At 71.3% G+C, this 16,685-nt stretch carries 13 protein-coding genes and 1 other RNA gene; 8 read left to right on the top strand and 6 right to left on the bottom strand.

The features are described from left to right. Both ACVCAG_RS15695 and ssrA read left to right on the top strand, forming a co-directional pair. The gene (locus tag ACVCAG_RS15695) at positions 1 to 1,902 is read left to right on the top strand and encodes a penicillin-binding transpeptidase domain-containing protein (RefSeq protein ID WP_440084081.1); all 1,902 of its coding nucleotides are present in this window, start codon (positions 1 to 3) and stop codon (positions 1,900 to 1,902) included. A gap of 340 nt (positions 1,903 to 2,242) precedes the next feature. Beyond that, positions 2,243 to 2,627, top strand: a transfer-messenger RNA (tmRNA) gene (gene ssrA / locus ACVCAG_RS15690). 134 nt (positions 2,628 to 2,761) lie between these two features. On the opposite strand, the gene ACVCAG_RS15685 is transcribed toward ssrA, so the two are convergent. The 4 genes from ACVCAG_RS15685 to ACVCAG_RS15670 all read right to left on the bottom strand — a co-directional run bounded on the left by ACVCAG_RS15685 (position 2,762) and on the right by ACVCAG_RS15670 (position 5,908). After that, positions 2,762 to 3,136 (bottom strand): Fic family protein, encoded by a 375-nt coding sequence (locus ACVCAG_RS15685; RefSeq protein WP_440084080.1) that lies wholly within the window; start codon positions 3,134 to 3,136, stop codon positions 2,762 to 2,764. Further along, positions 3,133 to 3,333 (bottom strand): Arc family DNA-binding protein, encoded by a 201-nt coding sequence (locus ACVCAG_RS15680; RefSeq protein ID WP_440084079.1) that lies wholly within the window; start codon positions 3,331 to 3,333, stop codon positions 3,133 to 3,135. Before ACVCAG_RS15680 ends, ACVCAG_RS15685 begins: the two co-directional genes overlap by 4 nt. A 129-nt stretch (positions 3,334 to 3,462) precedes the next feature. Further along, complete coding sequence (gene glpK, locus ACVCAG_RS15675) at positions 3,463 to 4,980, bottom strand: glycerol kinase GlpK (RefSeq protein ID WP_440084078.1); 1,518 nt, start codon at positions 4,978 to 4,980, stop codon at positions 3,463 to 3,465. Between the two features lie 97 nt (positions 4,981 to 5,077). After that, on the bottom strand, positions 5,078 to 5,908 hold the full coding sequence (locus tag ACVCAG_RS15670) for an MIP family channel protein (RefSeq protein WP_440084077.1): 831 nt from the start codon (positions 5,906 to 5,908) through the stop codon (positions 5,078 to 5,080). Positions 5,909 to 6,275: 367 nt separating this feature from the next. Between ACVCAG_RS15670 and ACVCAG_RS15665 the strand changes: the two genes are divergently transcribed. Continuing rightward, on the top strand, positions 6,276 to 7,346 hold the full coding sequence (locus ACVCAG_RS15665) for a polysaccharide deacetylase family protein (protein ID WP_440084076.1): 1,071 nt from the start codon (positions 6,276 to 6,278) through the stop codon (positions 7,344 to 7,346). 93 nt (positions 7,347 to 7,439) lie between these two features. Here the strand turns inward: ACVCAG_RS15665 and ACVCAG_RS15660 are convergent, their stop codons facing one another. Together ACVCAG_RS15660 and ACVCAG_RS15655 are read right to left on the bottom strand one after the other, a co-directional pair. Further along, positions 7,440 to 8,561 (bottom strand): trypsin-like peptidase domain-containing protein, encoded by a 1,122-nt coding sequence (locus tag ACVCAG_RS15660; RefSeq protein WP_440084075.1) that lies wholly within the window; start codon positions 8,559 to 8,561, stop codon positions 7,440 to 7,442. 19 nt (positions 8,562 to 8,580) lie between these two features. Beyond that, the gene (locus tag ACVCAG_RS15655) at positions 8,581 to 10,089 is read right to left on the bottom strand and encodes an AMP-binding protein (protein ID WP_440084074.1); all 1,509 of its coding nucleotides are present in this window, start codon (positions 10,087 to 10,089) and stop codon (positions 8,581 to 8,583) included. Positions 10,090 to 10,223: 134 nt separating this feature from the next. On the opposite strand from ACVCAG_RS15655, the gene ACVCAG_RS15650 reads away from it, so the two are divergent. The 5 genes from ACVCAG_RS15650 to ACVCAG_RS15630 all read left to right on the top strand — a co-directional run bounded on the left by ACVCAG_RS15650 (position 10,224) and on the right by ACVCAG_RS15630 (position 16,623). Continuing rightward, the gene (locus ACVCAG_RS15650; RefSeq protein WP_440084073.1) at positions 10,224 to 11,468 is read left to right on the top strand and encodes a hypothetical protein; all 1,245 of its coding nucleotides are present in this window, start codon (positions 10,224 to 10,226) and stop codon (positions 11,466 to 11,468) included. A 193-nt stretch (positions 11,469 to 11,661) separates the two neighbouring features. Then, the gene (locus tag ACVCAG_RS15645) at positions 11,662 to 13,899 is read left to right on the top strand and encodes an acyl-CoA dehydrogenase family protein (protein ID WP_440084072.1); all 2,238 of its coding nucleotides are present in this window, start codon (positions 11,662 to 11,664) and stop codon (positions 13,897 to 13,899) included. A gap of 122 nt (positions 13,900 to 14,021) precedes the next feature. Further along, entirely contained in the window at positions 14,022 to 14,792 is a 771-nt protein-coding gene (locus ACVCAG_RS15640) for an FkbM family methyltransferase (RefSeq protein WP_440084071.1), read from the top strand. Further along, on the top strand, positions 14,792 to 16,351 hold the full coding sequence (locus tag ACVCAG_RS15635; RefSeq protein ID WP_440084070.1) for a hypothetical protein: 1,560 nt from the start codon (positions 14,792 to 14,794) through the stop codon (positions 16,349 to 16,351). Before ACVCAG_RS15640 ends, ACVCAG_RS15635 begins: the two co-directional genes overlap by 1 nt. Positions 16,352 to 16,491: 140 nt before the next feature. Continuing rightward, positions 16,492 to 16,623 carry a hypothetical protein gene (locus ACVCAG_RS15630; RefSeq protein WP_344745256.1) on the top strand — a complete coding sequence of 44 codons (132 nt, stop codon included), beginning with the start codon at positions 16,492 to 16,494 and terminating at the stop codon, positions 16,621 to 16,623. Positions 16,624 to 16,685: the final 62 nt, after the last annotated feature.

Genomic DNA, 16,685 nt, shown 5'->3' with positions numbered 1-16,685 from the left:
GTGAGGGGCAGGGCCCGGCGAACCGCCGCCGCCGCGCTCGCGCTGGTGGCGACGGCTCCCATGCTGTCCGCCTGCTTCGAGGAGCCCTCGGCCCACGAGGCGGTGCGTGACTTCCTGATCGGCTGGCAGACGGGCGACTACGCCGCCGCGGCCAGACGCACGGACGGTGACCAGAAGGTGGTCAGCCGGGCGCTGGAGGACGCCAAGCTCCAGCTCGACGCGGCCTCGTTCCGCTTCAACGTCAAGAGCATGCGGCGCGCGGCGGACGAGGTCGAGGCCGACTTCGACGCCGAGGTCGACCTGGGGGAGAACAACCCCCTGTGGGAGTACGAGGGCAAGCTGCCGCTCCACCTGGTCGACGGCCAGTGGCGGGTGCGCTGGTCGCCCAGCGTCCTGCACCCCCAGCTGCGCGAGGGTGAACGGTTCGCCGTGAAGGTCACCCCCGAGGGCCGCCAGCCGATCCTCGACCGCAACGGTGACCCGCTGCAGGAGAAGGCCGTCCTGCACGTGGCGAGCGTGGTGCCGTCCAACCTGAAGGACGGCGAGGCGGACAAGCTCTGCGAGAAGCTCTCCAAGATCACCGGTTTCCCGCAGGACCGCCTGCTGAGCCGGATCCGCTCCGCGCCGCCCAACCTCCAGGTGCCGCTGGTCACCTTCAGCCGTACGAAGTTCCGGCAGCTGCAGGGGCAGCTGGAGGCGATCCCCGGCATCACCCTGTCCGCGCAGGAGCAGGCGGTGGCCCCCGCCTCGCCCACCCAGATCGTCGGCACCGTCACCGCCGTCACCGCGGAGAGCGAGCAGCAGCTCGGCGGCCCGCAGCGGGCCGGCGACACGGTCGGCAGGGCCGGCCTGCAGAAGGCGTACCAGGAGCATCTGACCGGCTCGACCGACACCCGTGTGATCACCGTCGACCTCAAGACGCTCAAGGTGACCGAGCTCAAGAAGTGGCGGCCCGACCGCGCCACCTCGCCGGTCCGGACCACGCTCGACCGCTCCCACCAGAAGGCGGCCGACGGCGCGCTGCTGGGCGGGACCCCCGGCATGCTGGTCGCGGTCCAGGCCTCGACCGGCGACATCCTGGCGGTGTCGAGCACCGAGCAGTACGACAACCCGGAGAGGCCGCCCGCCCTCGCCGGGAAATTCCCCGCCGGGACCGCGTTCTCGATCATGACCGTCGAGGGCATGCTCAGGGCGAAGATCGACCCCAAGCAGAAGGTGGCCTGCCCGGCCGACAGGTCCGTCGGGGGGGCCGAGTTCCACCAGGAGGGCGGGCCCGCCGGGGGCTCGCCGACCCTCCAGGCCAACTTCGCCACCGGCTGCGTGACCGCGCTCGCCGCGCTGGCCCGCAGGATCAACGGCGCGGAGCTGACGGCCGACGCCGCGAAGTTCGGCATCGGGGTGCCCTGGAGCCTCCCGCTGAAGTCGTTCAGCGGTTCCGTGAACTCCAAGAAACCGCTGAAGAACGACGCGGCCACGGCCAAGGCCATCACCGGGCAGAACGTCCTGGTCAGCCCGCTGTCCATGGCGCTGGTCGCGGGGGCCGTCGCCTCCGGCACCTGGCGCCCGCCGGTCCTGGTCACCGAGCCCCAGACGGCCGACCCCACGACCGACGCCAAGCCCTCCAAGGCGCCCGCCCCGGTCCAGCTGGACGACAAGACGGTCGAGACCCTCCGCGCCTTCATGCGCAGCGGAGTGACCGGGGGCTCCGCGCGGGCCGCCGCGGCCCCCGGTGACCCCGTCCACGGCATCACCGCCTCCGCCTCGCAGAACCGCAAGCCGCTCTCCTGGTTCGTCGGGTGGCAGGGGGACGTGGCCGTCGCCGTGCTGACGCAGAGCTCGGACGCCACGGCGGGAGCTTCCGCCGCCGGGCGCTTCTTCCAGGGGCTGCACGCCGGTCTGTGACGCTGCGGAATATTCTTTTCACCCTGAGCAACCATGGAGTGTCTTGTTTGCGTCCTTCTAAGTGACCGGGCTCCGCTTGGGGGGTTGCGGACCCGGTCGCTGTGATGAGATCAGGGCTTCATCTCGGGGGAGGCCCTGCCGTCAGGACCGGCTCGACCCTGCCGGTCAACCCCGGGGACGCTCGCGATTCGCGGGTGTCCCCGGGGTTTCGGCGTTCCCGGGGTGCCGGCGTCCCCGGCCCGCCGTGGCGCGCCCGGCGGGAATTCGATTCGCGTCAGCCGTGTTGTAAGGGGTATCTTCGGATGGCTCGGCCCCTCGGGGTCGCGTTGAAAACTCAACAGGGGGTGACTGGTTTCGACTTTGGCTTTTCAAGTCAGGTGAAGCGGGTCGAGGACTGCGGACATAACCTCGTTAACACTGTGACCGCGACCAACAAGTGCCAATAAGACGCACTCCGAAGTCAGCCAGGGCAACCTGGCACTCGCCGCCTAAGCAGCGAGTGACTTCTGCCGGCCCGGGAGCGCCTCCGGCCCGGATCCGGCATCGCTAGGAGGCTCAACCGATCGACCCGGCCACGGGGAAGATCGGGAAATCTTACAGTGGCTGAGCCCGTCGGCGACTTGCCTGCGTGATTGCCGGGGCTGAGAAAAGCACAGCAGGCTCCACCCGGAGAAGCCCTGTCTTGGAGTTGAAGGACGCGGGTTCGATTCCCGCCACCTCCACCCCCGCTCCGCATCGAACCGTGCGGAGCAGATCGCCGAAGGGCGGTCGGGTCGGCCCCGTGCCGTCCCGGCCGCCCTTCGTCTTCTTGTGGCCACACTCCCTGGCGGACATGGACCGCGGTCGAGTCCGCCGCGAACTACGGCTCCAGCTCGCGGAGCCGTTTGGCGATCTCGGTCACGTCGTCCAGCTCTCCCGTGGTGACGGCGATCACGAGGGCTTCGGCCGCGTCCGTGTCGGTGCCGCTCAGCGTCTCGCCGTTCAGCTCCAGGAAGACGACGGCCGACGTCCAGCCGAGCCGCTTGTTCCCGTCGACCAGAGGGTGGCCGATGATCAGGCTTTGCATCAGCCCCGCCGCCTTGGTCCACGGGTCTGGGTAGGCGTCGTCTCCGAACACGCTGGTCTGCGGCCTGAGCACCGCCGCGTGCAACTGGCCGCCGTCCCGCAGGCCGACCGAAGGCAGGATCTCCTCGGCGATGGCCAGAACGTCGGCCTTCGTGAGGTAGACGGTCACTTGGAGAGCCTGTCCAGGAGTTCGGCGTCACGCTTGGCGACCTTGCGGGCGATGGCCCGCACCGCGCTGGTCTGCCTGCGCTCCAGGTGCTCCTCGATGGCGATCAGGATCTCGGTGTTGAGGCTGTTGTCGCTCTCGTCGGCGACGGCGCGCAGCCGCCGGTGGGTCTCGTCGGGAAGGCGGAGTCGAAGGTCCATGACGCAATGGTACCCAGTAATGGTGTCAAAAAATGGTGTCACTTCCCGGCGCATGCCGACGTACGACTTATGTGCCACCCGGTGCCGTCGGGTAGCACATTTCATCAGCCGTCCCGTGATCCCCGCAGGTCAGGACACGTCGACCCAGTCGAGGGTGCGTTCGACCGCCTTCTTCCAGCCGGCGTAGCCGGTGGCCCGCTGCTCGTCCGACCACTGGGGCTCCCAGCGGCGGCCCTCCTGCCAGTTCTGCTTGAGCTCGTCGGTCGACTTCCAGAAGCCGACCGCCAGCCCCGCCGCGTACGCGGCCCCCAGGGCGGTCGTCTCGGCCACGACGGGCCGGGAGACGGACACGCCGAGGATGTCGGCCTGGATCTGCATGCACAGGTCGTTCGCGGTGACGCCGCCGTCGACGCGCAGCACGTCGAGGGCGACGCCGGAGTCCTGCCGCATCGCCTCGACCACGTCGCGGCTCTGGTAGCAGATGGACTCCAGGGTGGCCCGCGCGAGGTGGGCGTTGTTGTTGAAGCGCGACAGGCCGACGATGGCGCCCCGGGCGTCGGACCGCCAGTACGGGGCGAAGAGGCCGGAGAAGGCGGGGACGAAGTAGACGCCGCCGTTGTCCTCGACCTGCCGGGCGAGCGCCTCGCTCTGCGCCGCTCCCGAGATGATGCCGAGCTGGTCGCGCAGCCACTGCACGGCGGAGCCGGTCACCGCGATGGAGCCCTCCAGCGCGTACACCGGCGGCTCCTCGCCGAAGCGGTAGCAGACGGTGGTGAGCAGGCCGTTCTGGGACCGTACGAGCTCGGTGCCGGTGTTGAGCAGCAGGAAGTTGCCGGTGCCGTAGGTGTTCTTGGCCTCGCCGACGCCGAAGCAGACCTGCCCGACGGTGGCGGCCTGCTGGTCGCCGAGGTCGCCGGAGAGCGGGACCTCCCCCTTCAGCGGGCCGGTCGCCCGGGTGGTGCCGTACAGGCCGGGGTGGGAGGAGGGGGCGATGGACGGCAGCATCTGACGGGGGATGCCGAAGAACGACAGCAGTTCGTCGTCCCAGTCGAGGGTCTCCAGGTCCATCAGCATCGTGCGGCTGGCGTTGGTCGGATCGGTGACGTGCACGCCGCCGTCGGTGCCGCCGGTCAGGTTCCACAGCAGCCACGTGTCGGTGTTGCCGAAGATCGCGTCTCCCGCCTCGGCCGCCTCGCGCACGCCGTCGACGTTCTCCAGGATCCACTGGATCTTGCCGCCGGAGAAGTACGTCGCCGGGGGCAGGCCCGCCTTGCGGCGGATGACGTCGCCCCTGCCGTCGCGGTCCAGGGCGGAGGCGATCCGGTCGGTGCGGGTGTCCTGCCAGACGATCGCGTTGTGGTACGGGCGCCCGGTCCTGCGGTTCCAGACCACCGCGGTCTCGCGCTGGTTGGTGACGCCGAGCGCGGCCAGGTCGGAGGCGGCGAGGCCCGCCCTGTTCATCGCGGTCTCGATCACCGCCCTCGTGCGTTCCCAGATCTCCGTGGGGTTGTGCTCCACCCATCCGGCGCGGGGCAGGATCTGCTCGTGTTCGAGCTGGTGGCGGCCTATCTCGTTACCGCCATGATCGAAGATCATGAATCGGGTGCTCGTCGTTCCCTGGTCGATCGCTCCGACGAAGTCAGGCATGGATGGTGCCTCCTCTGTGAGACTCTCCGGGAGATCTGCCGCTCTCCCCGTAACGGTTCCCGGCCCCGTCCGGACGAGGGCCGTCACCCGCCCTCGTTCAGGCGGGGGTGGCCCCCTCGTCGGACGGCATCCGCCCCACCTCGGGCTCGGCGTCCTCGGGGGGAAGGAACCTGGCGATCAGGACCTGGTACAGGAACGCCCCGATCAGGGCCCCGATGACGGGCGCCACGATCGGCACCCAGAAGTAGAGCTGGCCGTACTGATCCTGCCAGGCGGTCTCGTATCCGGTGAGGTACGAGGCGAGTCGCGGCCCGAAGTCGCGGGCGGGGTTGATGGCGTACCCGGCGTTGGTGCCCCAGGCCATCCCGATGGCCACCACGATCAGGCCGACCACGAAGGGGGCCAGGTTGGCCATGGGCGCCGAGTTGCGCGCGTCGGAGACGGCGAGGACGAGCAGGAGCAGGATCGCGGTGCCGATCACCTGGTCGCGGAAGGCGCCCCAGGTGCCGATGGGCAGGCTCCCGTTGCCGGGCAGGGTCGAGAAGACGCCCTGGGTCTTGATCGTGAGCCCGGGGTCGGCCTTCTGCAGTACCTCGCTGTAGTTGAAGCGGACGATGAGCGCCGCCACGAACGCGCCCGCCGTCTGCGCCAGGGAGTACGGCAGGACCTTGCGCCAGGAGAACCCCTTGAAGGCGGCGAGCGCGATGGTGACGGCGGGGTTGAGGTGGGCCCCGCTGGTGCGGGCGGCGACGTAGACGCCCAGGGTCACTCCGAGTCCCCACGCCCACGCGATGCTGTCGTGGTCGCCGATCTCGGCCGCCACGACCTGGGCCACCACCGCCACCCCGAACAGAATCAGGATCATGGTGCCCGCGAACTCGGCCGCCAGCTCGCCGACAAGCCCCCGATTCTTCAGGCGTTCCGCCATCTTTCCCCCTCACGACGCCGCTCGGATGCCCGGACGGTAAGCGGGAATTTCAGGGCAGTCAACGGTAACGTGACGAAATTATTGAATTTTGGTCAACAATCTAAGGTGTCGGTAACGAGACCGAAATGTGGTATGACGTCCGCACTTGCGGTGTCTCCGCTGGGTGAGAACCCTGTCACCGTCCGGCGTCTCCGGGTGTGGAGGGCCCCCGTCTCCGGCTGAGCCGCGCGGTGCCGCCCGATGCCGCGCAGTGCCGCCTAGAGCCGCCGAGAGCCGCTCCGGCGGGAACCTTTGCCGGGCGTGGAGGTCGATCCGCAGGTCGGAGGGGGATGAGAAGCGTATCGTCAGTGCGCTTTGGAGGAATTCGATGGGCCGTCTCAGAGTGGGCAGGGCCGGTGTGGTCGTCATCGCGACAGGAGCCGTGCTGGCCGGATGTGGATCGACGGGTTCGGGCGAGGGCGACGAACAGAAGGCCAAGGTGGCGGCCTCGGCCAAGGCGTCGGCCGCCGGCGCCTCGCAGGCCAACCTCCTCAAGGCCAAGACGCAGGCCGCCGCCAAGGTCAAGGCCAACGAGCTCGGGCAGGTGCCCGTCCTCATGTACCACCGGGTGATCGACAAGCCCTCCACCCAGGACGACCGCACACCCAAGCAGTTCCGCACCGAGCTGGAGCGGCTGGCCAAGGAGGACTACGTCGCGGTCACCGCGGCCGAGTTCGTCACCGGGCGCATGGACATCCCGGCGGGCAAGCATCCCGTCGTCCTCACCTTCGACGACTCCTCGCCCTCGCAGTTCGAGCTGGACGGGATGGGGCTGCCCAAGCCGAACACCGCCGTCGCGATCCTCCAGGACGTCGCCAAGACCTACCCGGGCTTCCGCGGCGTTGGAACGTTCTACGTCACGCGCGACATGTTCGGCAAGGCGACGCCCGAGGAGGGAGCGCAGATGCTCCTCTGGCTCACCGACAAGGGCTTCGACATCGGCAACCACACCCGCGACCATCTCAGCCTGGGCGGCAAGCCGAAGAAGGCGGTCAACGCGGAGGTGGCGGCGGGCCACAGGCTCATCACCGGCCTGATCAAGGTGCCGCCGGTCACGCTTGCCCTGCCGTACGGCATTCAGCCCGACGGCAAGGCGTGGGGTCGCAAAGGCTCCTCGGGAGACGTCTCCTACGACTACGGCGGCGTGTTCCTCGCCGGTTACACCCCGGCGCTGTCCCCGTTCAACAAGAAGTTCGACCCGCTCGGCATCCCGCGCATCCGCTCGATGGACAAGAAGGGCGACTGCGCCAAGTTCTGCTCCGTGGCCTGGCTCGACTGGCTGAAGGCGAACGCCGACGAGCGCTACACCTCCGACGGCGACGTCAAGACGGTCGCCTTCCCGAAGTTCAAGGCGCCTTTCGTGGCCAAGCCCTTCACCGACCGCGTCCTGCCCTACTGACCGCCCCGGCCCGCCCGGCCCGGCCGCCCGATCACGGATCACGCCGGCCGGGCGGCCGCGGTGGTCCCGGCGTGATCGGGCGGGGCGCCGGCGTCAGCCGCCCGGGAGCTCCGTGAGGGGGACGACCACGGTGGTCGTCGAGCCGTCGGGGCGCAGGACCTCGACCTTCGCGTCCTGGCCGGGCCTGAGCTGGGCGAGGACCGCCGCCAGCTCCTGGGTCGACGGGGTGGGCATGCCGTCGACCGAGACGATCAGGTTCCCGGCCTTGAGTCCCGCACGCTCCGCGCCGCTGTTGCGCTGTACCCGTACGACGCTGACGCCCGCGGGCTGCCCGTTCATGTCGATCACGGTCCGTACGACGACGCCGAGCGCGGCCCTGCGGGTGTTGGTGACCCTGCCGTCCCTGATGATCTGCGTGGCGACGTCCTTGACGGTGTTGGCCGGGATCGCGAAGCCGATGCCCGGGGCCTGGGCGTTGCCGAGCTCGGGGTTGACGGCGGTCAGGGTCGGCACGCCGACGACCTCGCCCCTGAGGTTGACCAGGGCGCCGCCGCTGTTGCCCGGGTTGATGGGCGCGGAGGTCTGGATGGCCCCGCTGATCGTCGCGCCCGGCGAGCCCTCGCCCCCGGGCTCGGTGACCGTGCGGCCCAGTGCCGAGATGATCCCCTCGGTGACGCTGCCCGACAGGCCCAGCGGGTTTCCCATGGCCATCACGATCTCGCCGACCCTCAGCTTGGAGGAGTCGCCGAAGACGGCGGGTTTCAGCCCGGCCGGGTCGTCCACCTTGATCACCGCCAGGTCGCCCAGCTCGAACGAGTCGACCAGCCTCGCGGTGCGCGGGGTGCCGCCGTTGGCGAGCGTGACCTTGAAAGTCCTGGCGCTCCCGACCACGTGGGCGTTGGTGATGACGTGCCCTGCGGTGTCGTACACGATCCCCGAGCCGAGACCGTCCCCCGTGGTGATCTGCACGATGGACGGCAGCACCCTGGCGATGGTCCGCTCGTACGCGGCCTCCAGGGCGTCCGGGACGGGGCCGGGGGTGGTGGGTGAGCCCCTCGGGGAGGCCGTGGCGGAGATGCTCGCCGACGCGCCGGGTGTGGGAGCGCCCGGCGAGCCGGCCGTCCCGGGTGTTTGCAGTTGCAGGCCCTGACCGCAGCCCGCGAGCGTCATGACGGCGGCCGCCAGTAGCGCGGCGCCTGTCGTTGATCCCCCCATGCAAGGGTATTTGCCCAGCTCAGGAAGGAAGATACGTATTGCGCAGGTTGCTCCGGCTGAGCTTGCCCGTGGGAGTACGCGGCAGCGGGTCGCGGTACTCGATCACCCGGGGGTGCTTGAGGCGGGCCAGCCGGGAGTCGCAGTGGGCCAGCAGCTCGCCGGTGAGCTCCGCGCCGGGGGTGACGCCCGCCGCGGGCTGGACCAGCGCGACGACGCGCTGGCCCCACTCCGGGTCGGGGACGCCGATCACCGCCACGTCCGCGACCGAGGGGTGTTCCTGGAGCACGGCCTCGATCTCGGCCGGGTAGATGTTGACCCCGCCGGAGATGATCAGGTCTGTGCGCCGGTCACAGAGGAACAGGTAGCCGTCCTCGTCCAGGTAGCCGATGTCGCCGGGGGTGTAGAGGGGGCCGCGCATCGTGGAGGCGGTCTTGGACGGGTCGCGGTGGTACTCGAAGCGGTTGATTCCGCCGATGTAGACCATGCCGGGCTCGCCGGGCGGGAGCTCCGCGCCGTCGTCACCGATGATCGTGAACGTGATGCCGTCGATCGCCCGGCCGACGGTGCCCGGCCGCTCCAGCCACTCCGCCGAGGAGACCATCGTGGCCACGGCGGCCTCGGTCGAGCCGTAGTACTCCCACAGCACGGGGCCGAGCCATTCGATCATCGCCTGCTTGGTGGCGGGCGGGCAGGGGGCGGCACCGTGATACAGATGCGTCAATGACGATAAATCGTACTTTGTCCTGATGGAGGCGGGCAGGGCCAGCAGCCGGTGGAACATGGTCGGCACCATGAACGCGTTGGTCACCCGGTGCCGCTCGACCAGCTCCAGCGTCTCCCCGGCGTCGAACCGCTCGGTCACCACGAGGGTGTGCCCGAACTGCAGGGCCATCATCGCCTGCCCGTACGGCGCCGAGTGGTAGAGCTGCGAAAGTAGCAGGTGCACCCCGTCGGGCGGCAGCCCGAAGTGCCGCCAGCCCTTGCGCATCAGGATCGGGTAGAGGTCCTCGGGGCTCAGCTCGATCAGCCGCCGCCGCACGCCCTTGGGCCTGCCGGTGGTCCCCGAGGTGTAGAGCATCATCGACCCGGCCCTGCGCCCCTCGGGGGGCGTGGCCGGCCGCCCCTCGGCGAGGGCGCCGGTCTCCGTGAACCCGCCCGGCACCGCGTGCCCGTACCGCTCGGAGCTCACCACCACCCGCGCCGCGCAGTCGGTGACGATGTAACCGACCTCGTCGGCCGTGTAGTGCCAGTTGACCGGGACGTGATAGGCGCCGATCTGGTACGTCGCCAGCATCATCGTGATCGCGTCGACCCCGTTGGGCAGGACCGTCACGACGGTGTCCCCCGGCCGGGTGCCGCGCGCCAGAAGGCCGTGCGAGACCTGGTTGACCCGCTCGTACAGCTCGCCGTAGGTCGTGGTCGCGTCCCCGGTCGCGTCCGTGGCGGTGGTCGTGGTCGCGTCCGCGACGACGGCGACGCGTCCGGGATCGGCCGCCGCGATCTCGTAGAAGCCCCTCGTAGCCCTCATGGCGCGACCATACAGAACGACATTCTGTTCATGGAAGGGGAAGGACGGTTACCTGGGCTGATGCACACCTCGTGGCCGAAGCGTAATAAAGGACGATGCGTCGAATCTTTCCGAGGTGACATAACCTGGCGCGTATGGCGGACGTCGGCGGCAACTCCTCCGGGCGCTCTCACGAGAGATACATCCCCTCATATGACGCGCCCACGGCTCCCATACCCGCCATTCCCGCCGAGGACGGTTCGATCATCAGCCCCCGGGTGCCCCGGAGGTTCCCCATCGGCGACGGCGAGGAGACCGCTCTGGTCTCCAGGCCCCCTGGATCGTTCCCTCGCCCCGTGGCCGCGCCCGGCGACCGGCGGGACGAGCCGGAGGCGGACGCCGGCCAGGTGCACGAATCGGGTGGGATCGGGACGATCCCGGTCAGGCAGGTAGGCGGATCCGCGGGACCCTGGCGTCCCGACAGGAACGGGATGCCCGGCCGGCCGGGCGCGGGCGCCTCGGCGGACGCCGGTGACGGACGCGGTGGCGTGGCGGCGGGATGGCCCGGCGCGGCGCAGCGGCCCGAGGTGTTCGCGGAGCCCGGTCTCCAGAGCCGGCCCGGTGGCGCGCAGGGCGGCCCGGAGGCGAAGAGCGGGACGAAGAGGTCCGGCGGCCTGCTGATGCGGATCGGCGACATCCCGATCCGGGTCGCCTACAGCCTGGGCGCCGCCGCCCTCACCGGTGTCATCGTGGTCCTGATCTTCGTGCTGTTCTCCGGTGACGAGCCCGGTGATCCGGCCGGGGTCGGCCGGGCCGTGCTGCCCACCGCGAAGCCCTCGCCGACCGTCTCGCCGATCACGCTGCCCGCCCTGCCGGGCGCGACCGCCCTGCGGGTTCTGCCGGGCAGGCCGAGCGTGGTGCTGGGCGCGGTGACCGACACCAGGTCCGCGCTGACCTACGTCAGCCTGGGCGCACCCTGGAAGACCGAGGCGGTGCCGTCGTTCTCCGTCGGCCAGCAGGTCGGCACGGCCAGGTTGCCGCGCACGGTCATCGCCTCGGGGCCGCTTCCCGGCGCCACCCCGGCCAAGGCCCTCAAGAGCGACGCCGACTACCGCAGGGCGGCGCTGAACGCGGTGCGGTGGACGATCCGCAACCACCACCCGGCGGGGGGAAAGGTCACCTGGACCGCCTCGCAGCGGCCCGCGGGAGGCAAGGGGTGGATGCTCGGCTACCGGGTCACCTACCAGGTCAAGGGCGTGAGGCACACCTCCCAGGCGGCGCTCGCGGTGATCGACGTCGGCCGCCGCAAGCCCTCCGTGCTCTTCGTGACCGTGCCCGACACGCGCAAGCGGCTCTGGGCCGACATCGCCCCCCTGATGGCGAGCGTCCGCGCCCTCTGACGTTCTCCGGCACCCGCCCGGCTCGCCGGGGCCGGGATCTCCGGCGAGCGGGTTCTCCCCGGCCGTCCACGGAGCGGGCCGGCCCGGGGCGGGGCGGCAGGGGGCGGCGTACCCGGTGATGAGGGCTCGCGCGTTGTGATGGAAGCACCTTCTAGAATATGGTTCTGGCATTGAATCCTGTCTGGAGGCTGTCATGGCGATCGGGTTGAGCGAGGAGCACGAGGCGCTCCGGGAGTCGGTGACCAGGTGGGCGGAGCGCAACGTCCCGTCCGAGGTCGTGCGCGCCGCCGTCGCGGCCGAGGGCGCGGAGCGCCCCGGTTTCTGGGCGGCACTGGCCGACCAGGGGCTGCTCGGCCTGCACGTCCCCGAGGAGCACGGCGGCAGCGGCTACGGCCTGCTGGAGACCGCCGTCGCCGTCGAGGCCCTCGGCGAGCGCGTCGCTCCCGGCCCGTACGTTCCCACGGTGCTCGCCGGCGCCGTGATCCTCGCCTCCGACGGCAAGGCCCACGCCGAGCTCCTGCCCGGCCTCGCGGACGGCACGCTGACCGGCGCGGTCGCGCTGGGCGCCTCGATCACCGGCAGCCGGGGCGAGGACGGCGCCCTGACGATCGGCGGCACCGCCGACCTGGTCCTGGGCGGCGCGTCGGCCGACATCCTGGTGCTCCCGGTGAGCACCGACCGCGGTGAGGAGTGGGTCGCGGTGGACGCCTCCGCGGCGACCGTCACCCCGGTCAGGGCGCTCGACCTCACCCGGGGGGTGGCCAGGGTCGAGCTGGACGCGGTCACCGTACCGGCGGGGCGGGTCCTCGACGGGCTGCAGGGGCCCGGGGTCCTCAACCTGGCCGCGATCCTGCTCGGCGCGGAGGCCGCGGGCCTCGCGTCGTGGTGCGTGACCGCGGCCGCCGGATACGCCAAGGTCCGCGTGCAGTTCGGCCGCCCGATCGGGCAGTTCCAGGGCGTCAAGCACAAGGCCTCCCGGATGCTCGTCGCCCTGGAGCAGGCCCGCGCGACGGTGTGGGACGCCGCCCGCGCCGCGGACGGGGCGGGCGCCGGCACGGGGGTCACCGAGGTGTCGGCCGACGAGCTCGCCTACGCCGCGGCGATCGCGGGGGTGGTCGCCCCCGACGCGGCCGTGCTCTGCGCCAAGGACGCCATCCAGATCTTCGGCGGCATCGGCTACACCTACGAGCACGACGCCCACCTGTACTACCGCCGCGCGCTCACCCTGCGCGCCCTGCTCGGTTCCTCGGGGGAGTGGGCCGAGTCGGTCGCCGAGCTCGCCCTGAACGGCGTGAGCCGGGAGCTGGAGATCGAGCTGCCCGAGGAGGCCGCCGAGCTGCGCGAGGGCATCCGGGCCGAGATCGCCGGGTTCGCCGCGCTGGAGGGCAAGGAGCAGAAGCGGGCGCTGGCGAGCGCCGGGTACGTCATGCCGCACCTGGCCAGGCCCTGGGGCCGCGACGCCAAGCCGCTGGAGCAGGTCCTCATCTTCCAGGAGCTCAAGGCCGCGAAGATCAAGCTGCCCCAGATGATCATCGGTGCCTGGGTGGTGCCGTCGATCGCCACGTACGGCACCCCCGAGCAGCAGGAGCGCTTCCTGCCGCCCACGCTGAGCGGCGAGATGATCTGGTGCCAGCTCTTCTCCGAGCCCGGCGCGGGCTCCGACCTGGCGAACGTGCAGATGAAGGCCGAGAAGGTCGAGGGCGGCTGGCGGCTCAACGGCCAGAAGATCTGGACCTCCGTGGCGCACTTCGCCGAGTGGGGCATCTGCATCGCCCGCAACTCCTCAGAGGGGTCCAAGCACGAGGGCATCACCTACTTCCTGGTCGACATGAAGGGCCCCGGCGTCACGGTCAGGCCGCTCACCGAGATGACCGGGGAGAACCTGTTCAACGAGGTCTTCCTCGACGACGTGTTCGTCCCGGACGACCTGGTCGTCGGCGAGGTGGGCCAGGGCTGGAAGGTCGCCAGGAACACGCTGTCCAACGAGCGGGTCTCGCTCTCGTCGGGTTCCGGCGGCACCGGCTCGTCCGTCCCCGACCTGCTCGGCCTGGCCGGGCGTCTCGGCCGGGAGCTCACCCCCGCCGAGCGTCAGGAGCTGGCGCGCGTGGTCTGCGAGGGTCACTCGATCGCCGCGCTCGGGCTGCGGGTGACCCTGAAGCAGCTGACCGGCCTGGAGCCCGGTGCCGACGCGTCGGTCCGCAAGCTGCTGTCCACCTCGCACGCCCAGCACGTCTCGGAGTGCGCGGTCTCGCTGCTCGGTTCCTCGGCCGTCATCGCCGCCGACATGAAGCTCGGCGACGCGGGCTACTGGAACCGCGCGGTGCTCTCCACCCGGGCCATGACGATCTACGGCGGCACCACCGAGGTGCAGCTCAACATCATCGCCGAGCGCATGCTCGGACTGCCCCGCGACCCCGAGCCGGGCAAGTGAGCCGCCTCCCGTCGTGAGAAGGGCCGTTCCCGCCCGCCCGTGATCCCACGGGCGGGCGCCGCCGGTCAGAGCCCGCTACGTCTGGTACGGGCGGGTTTTGGCCATTCGGTTAGGCTTCGCGCATGTCGATGCGGTTCCGGCCTGGTGTGGTCGTGCGGAGCGCCGTCGCCGGTGCGATCCCGTTGCGCTGGTTCGGCGCCGCGATCCGCCGGGTCTACCCCCGGCTGGACGCCGAGCTGGCCCGTGCCGAGGAGTTCGCGCCGCGCGGCGGTACCGCCGTCGACGTGGGCGTCTGGTACGGGCCGTGGACCGCGGAACTGCGGCGGCTCGGCTGTGACGTCGTCTCGATCGAGGCCAACCCCCGCCTGGCCGCCATGCTCGGGCGGACCTTTCCCGACGTCCGGGTGGTCGCGGCGGGCGCCTCTGACCGCTCGGGTACGGCGCGGCTGTGGATACCCGGCGGCGGGCGGGGAGCGGAGGCCACGGCCTCGCTCGTCCACGGGGAGGGGAAGGGCGTCCCGGTGGACGTCCCGACCGTCACCATCGACGAGCTGGACCTGAGGGACGTCCGGTTCATCAAGGTCGACGTGGAGGGCCACGAGCTCGCCGCCCTGCGCGGCGCCGAGCGGACCATTCGCCGGGACCGGCCCGTCCTGCTCGTCGAGCTGGAGATCCGGCACCAGGACATCGAGCCGGTCGTCGACCAGCTCGCCGAGTGGGGCTACACCGGCTCCGTGCTCACCGGCGGAACCTGGGTGCCGCTGGACGGCTTCGACCTGGCCGCCCACCAGAAGGCGGCGGTCGGCGAGGTGGAGCGGAGCTTCGTCTCCCGCCTTCTCAGACCCGGCGGCGAGTACGTGAACATGGTGCTGTTCCGCCCGGCGACCCGCTAGTGCGCTCCCCTCGCGCTCCCATCCCGCGCCCGGTTCTCGCCCCGCTCCTGGCTCCCGCCCTGGTGGGGCTGGTCCTCGGGGTGCTCGCGCTCTGGCCCGCGCTCGGTCCCGGTTTCGTGCTCCGCTACGACATGGTGTTCGTGCCCGACCCGCCGCTCCCGCCGGACGGCGGCGGCTTCCCCCGCGCGGTGCCGAGCGACCTCGTGGTGGCCCTGCTCTCGTCGGTCCTTCCCGCCCAGATCACGCAGAAGGCGATCCTGCTGGGGATCTTCGTGCTCGCCGCGACGGGCGCCGCGGCCCTGGTGCCCGGGGAGCGCCGGGTCGCCCGGCTGGCCGCCGCGGCGTTCTACGCCTGGAACGTCTACCTCGCCCAGCGGCTGCTGCTCGGCCAGTGGGCGCTGCTGCTCGGGTACGCGGGCCTGCCGTGGGCGGTGCGCGCGGTCACCCGCCCGGGGAGCCGGCGGACAGCCCTCGCCCTCCTCCCCGCGGCGGTCGGAGGCTTCCAGGCGATGCTCGTCTCGGCGATGACCGTACTGCCCGTGGCGGGCCGCCGGGCCCCGCGCACCCTGCTGGTCGTCGCCGTGCTGAGCCTGCCGTGGCTGGTCCCGGCGCTGGGCAGCGCCGCCGTCACCGACCCCGCCGGGGTGCGGGCCTTCGCGCCGCGCGCGGACGGGCCGCTGGGCACCCTCGGCAGCCTGCTCACCCTCGGCGGCGTGTGGAACTCCGGAGCCGCCGTACCGGGACAGGAGACCTGGTGGTCGGCCCTGGTCCGGCTGGCGGTGGCCGTGGCGGCGGTGGCGGGGTACGTCCTGCTCGAAGGAGGGTGGCGCGGCCGGGGCTCCGGCGAGGGGGGAGAAGGCGGGCGGCCCGCGTACTGGGGCGGGCTGGCGGTCGCGTCGGCGGCGGGGCTGGCGGTGGGGTGTGCCGGCGGCTTCCTGCCGGGGGTGGTGGAGGCGATGATCGGGCTGTGGCCCGGCTTCGGGCCGCTCCGCGACGGGCAGCTCTACCTCGCCCCCTTCGCGCTGCTGCAGGCGGTCGGCCTGGCCGCGGTGACCGCGCGGCTGTCCCCGGCGGTCCGCCCCGGCATGCTCGTGCTGCCCCTGCTGGTGCTGCCCACCTTCGCGCTGGGGGCGTTCGGCCGGCTGGTCGCGGTCGACTACCCCCCGGACTGGTCCAGGGTGCAGCGGATCGTGAACGCGGATCCCGCGCCGGGGGCGCTGCTGACGCTGCCGTGGGGGGCCTACCGGGCGTTCGGCTGGAACGGGGGCCGGGTGGTGCTCGACCCGGCGGTCAAGCTCTTCGAGCGCAGGGTCGTCTGGAACGACGGCCTGCCGGTCGGGCTGGGGGACGGCCGCACGCTCACCCTCGCCACCGAGGACCCGCTGGCGCGCCGGGTCGGCGCGGTCCTCGCGAGGGCCGGCCCGCTGACCGGGCCGCTGGCCGCGGAGGGGATCGGCCACGTGCTGATCCAGAGATCGAACGAGAACCTGTTCCGTGCCAGGCTCCCCGGCGCAAGGCTGATCTTCGCTGGTCAGGACCTGCTTCTCTTCCGCCTGTGATCCGTTGAGATGCAACTATGTCGTGATTTACCAGCTGGTAACATTATTTATCACATTTTTACCGATTGACTAGCTGAAGACCTGTATCAGGTTCTACTGTCGGGCAGACCGCACGACCACGCGTTGGAGGGAGAACTCGAGTGTTGCGAGTGATTGCCGCTCTGGCGGTAGGGGCGGTGCTGGCGGTCGGAGCCTCGGTGGCCGTCACGAACGTCGCGGCGCCCACCCCCGAGCCGCCCAACAGACCGCTCTACAACTACGGCACCAGGTGACGGCCCGGGGCCGCGGGCCGGCCCCGGCAGCCACCTGAGCGCCGGTACCCCCGACGCGAGGG

The sequence above is a fragment of the Streptosporangium sp. G12 genome (genome assembly GCF_052983175.1).
Note: the sequence above shows the minus strand (reverse complement) of the source record. Positions and strands in the feature narration are given on the sequence as shown.

Bases quoted from the DNA above. Each gene is read 5' to 3' on its own strand.
- ACVCAG_RS15670 (WP_440084077.1), bottom strand. From the start codon at position 5,908: ATGGCGGAACGCCTGAAGAATCGGGGGCTTGTCGGCGAGCTGGCGGCC.
- glpK (WP_440084078.1), bottom strand. From the start codon at position 4,980: ATGCCTGACTTCGTCGGAGCGATCGACCAGGGAACGACGAGCACCCGA.
- ACVCAG_RS15645 (WP_440084072.1), top strand. From the start codon at position 11,662: ATGGCGATCGGGTTGAGCGAGGAGCACGAGGCGCTCCGGGAGTCGGTG.
- ACVCAG_RS15660 (WP_440084075.1), bottom strand. From the start codon at position 8,561: ATGGGGGGATCAACGACAGGCGCCGCGCTACTGGCGGCCGCCGTCATG.
- ACVCAG_RS15640 (WP_440084071.1), top strand. From the start codon at position 14,022: ATGTCGATGCGGTTCCGGCCTGGTGTGGTCGTGCGGAGCGCCGTCGCC.
- ACVCAG_RS15680 (WP_440084079.1), bottom strand. From the start codon at position 3,333: ATGGACCTTCGACTCCGCCTTCCCGACGAGACCCACCGGCGGCTGCGC.
- ACVCAG_RS15650 (WP_440084073.1), top strand. From the start codon at position 10,224: ATGGCGGACGTCGGCGGCAACTCCTCCGGGCGCTCTCACGAGAGATAC.
- ACVCAG_RS15665 (WP_440084076.1), top strand. From the start codon at position 6,276: ATGGGCCGTCTCAGAGTGGGCAGGGCCGGTGTGGTCGTCATCGCGACA.
- ACVCAG_RS15655 (WP_440084074.1), bottom strand. From the start codon at position 10,089: ATGAGGGCTACGAGGGGCTTCTACGAGATCGCGGCGGCCGATCCCGGA.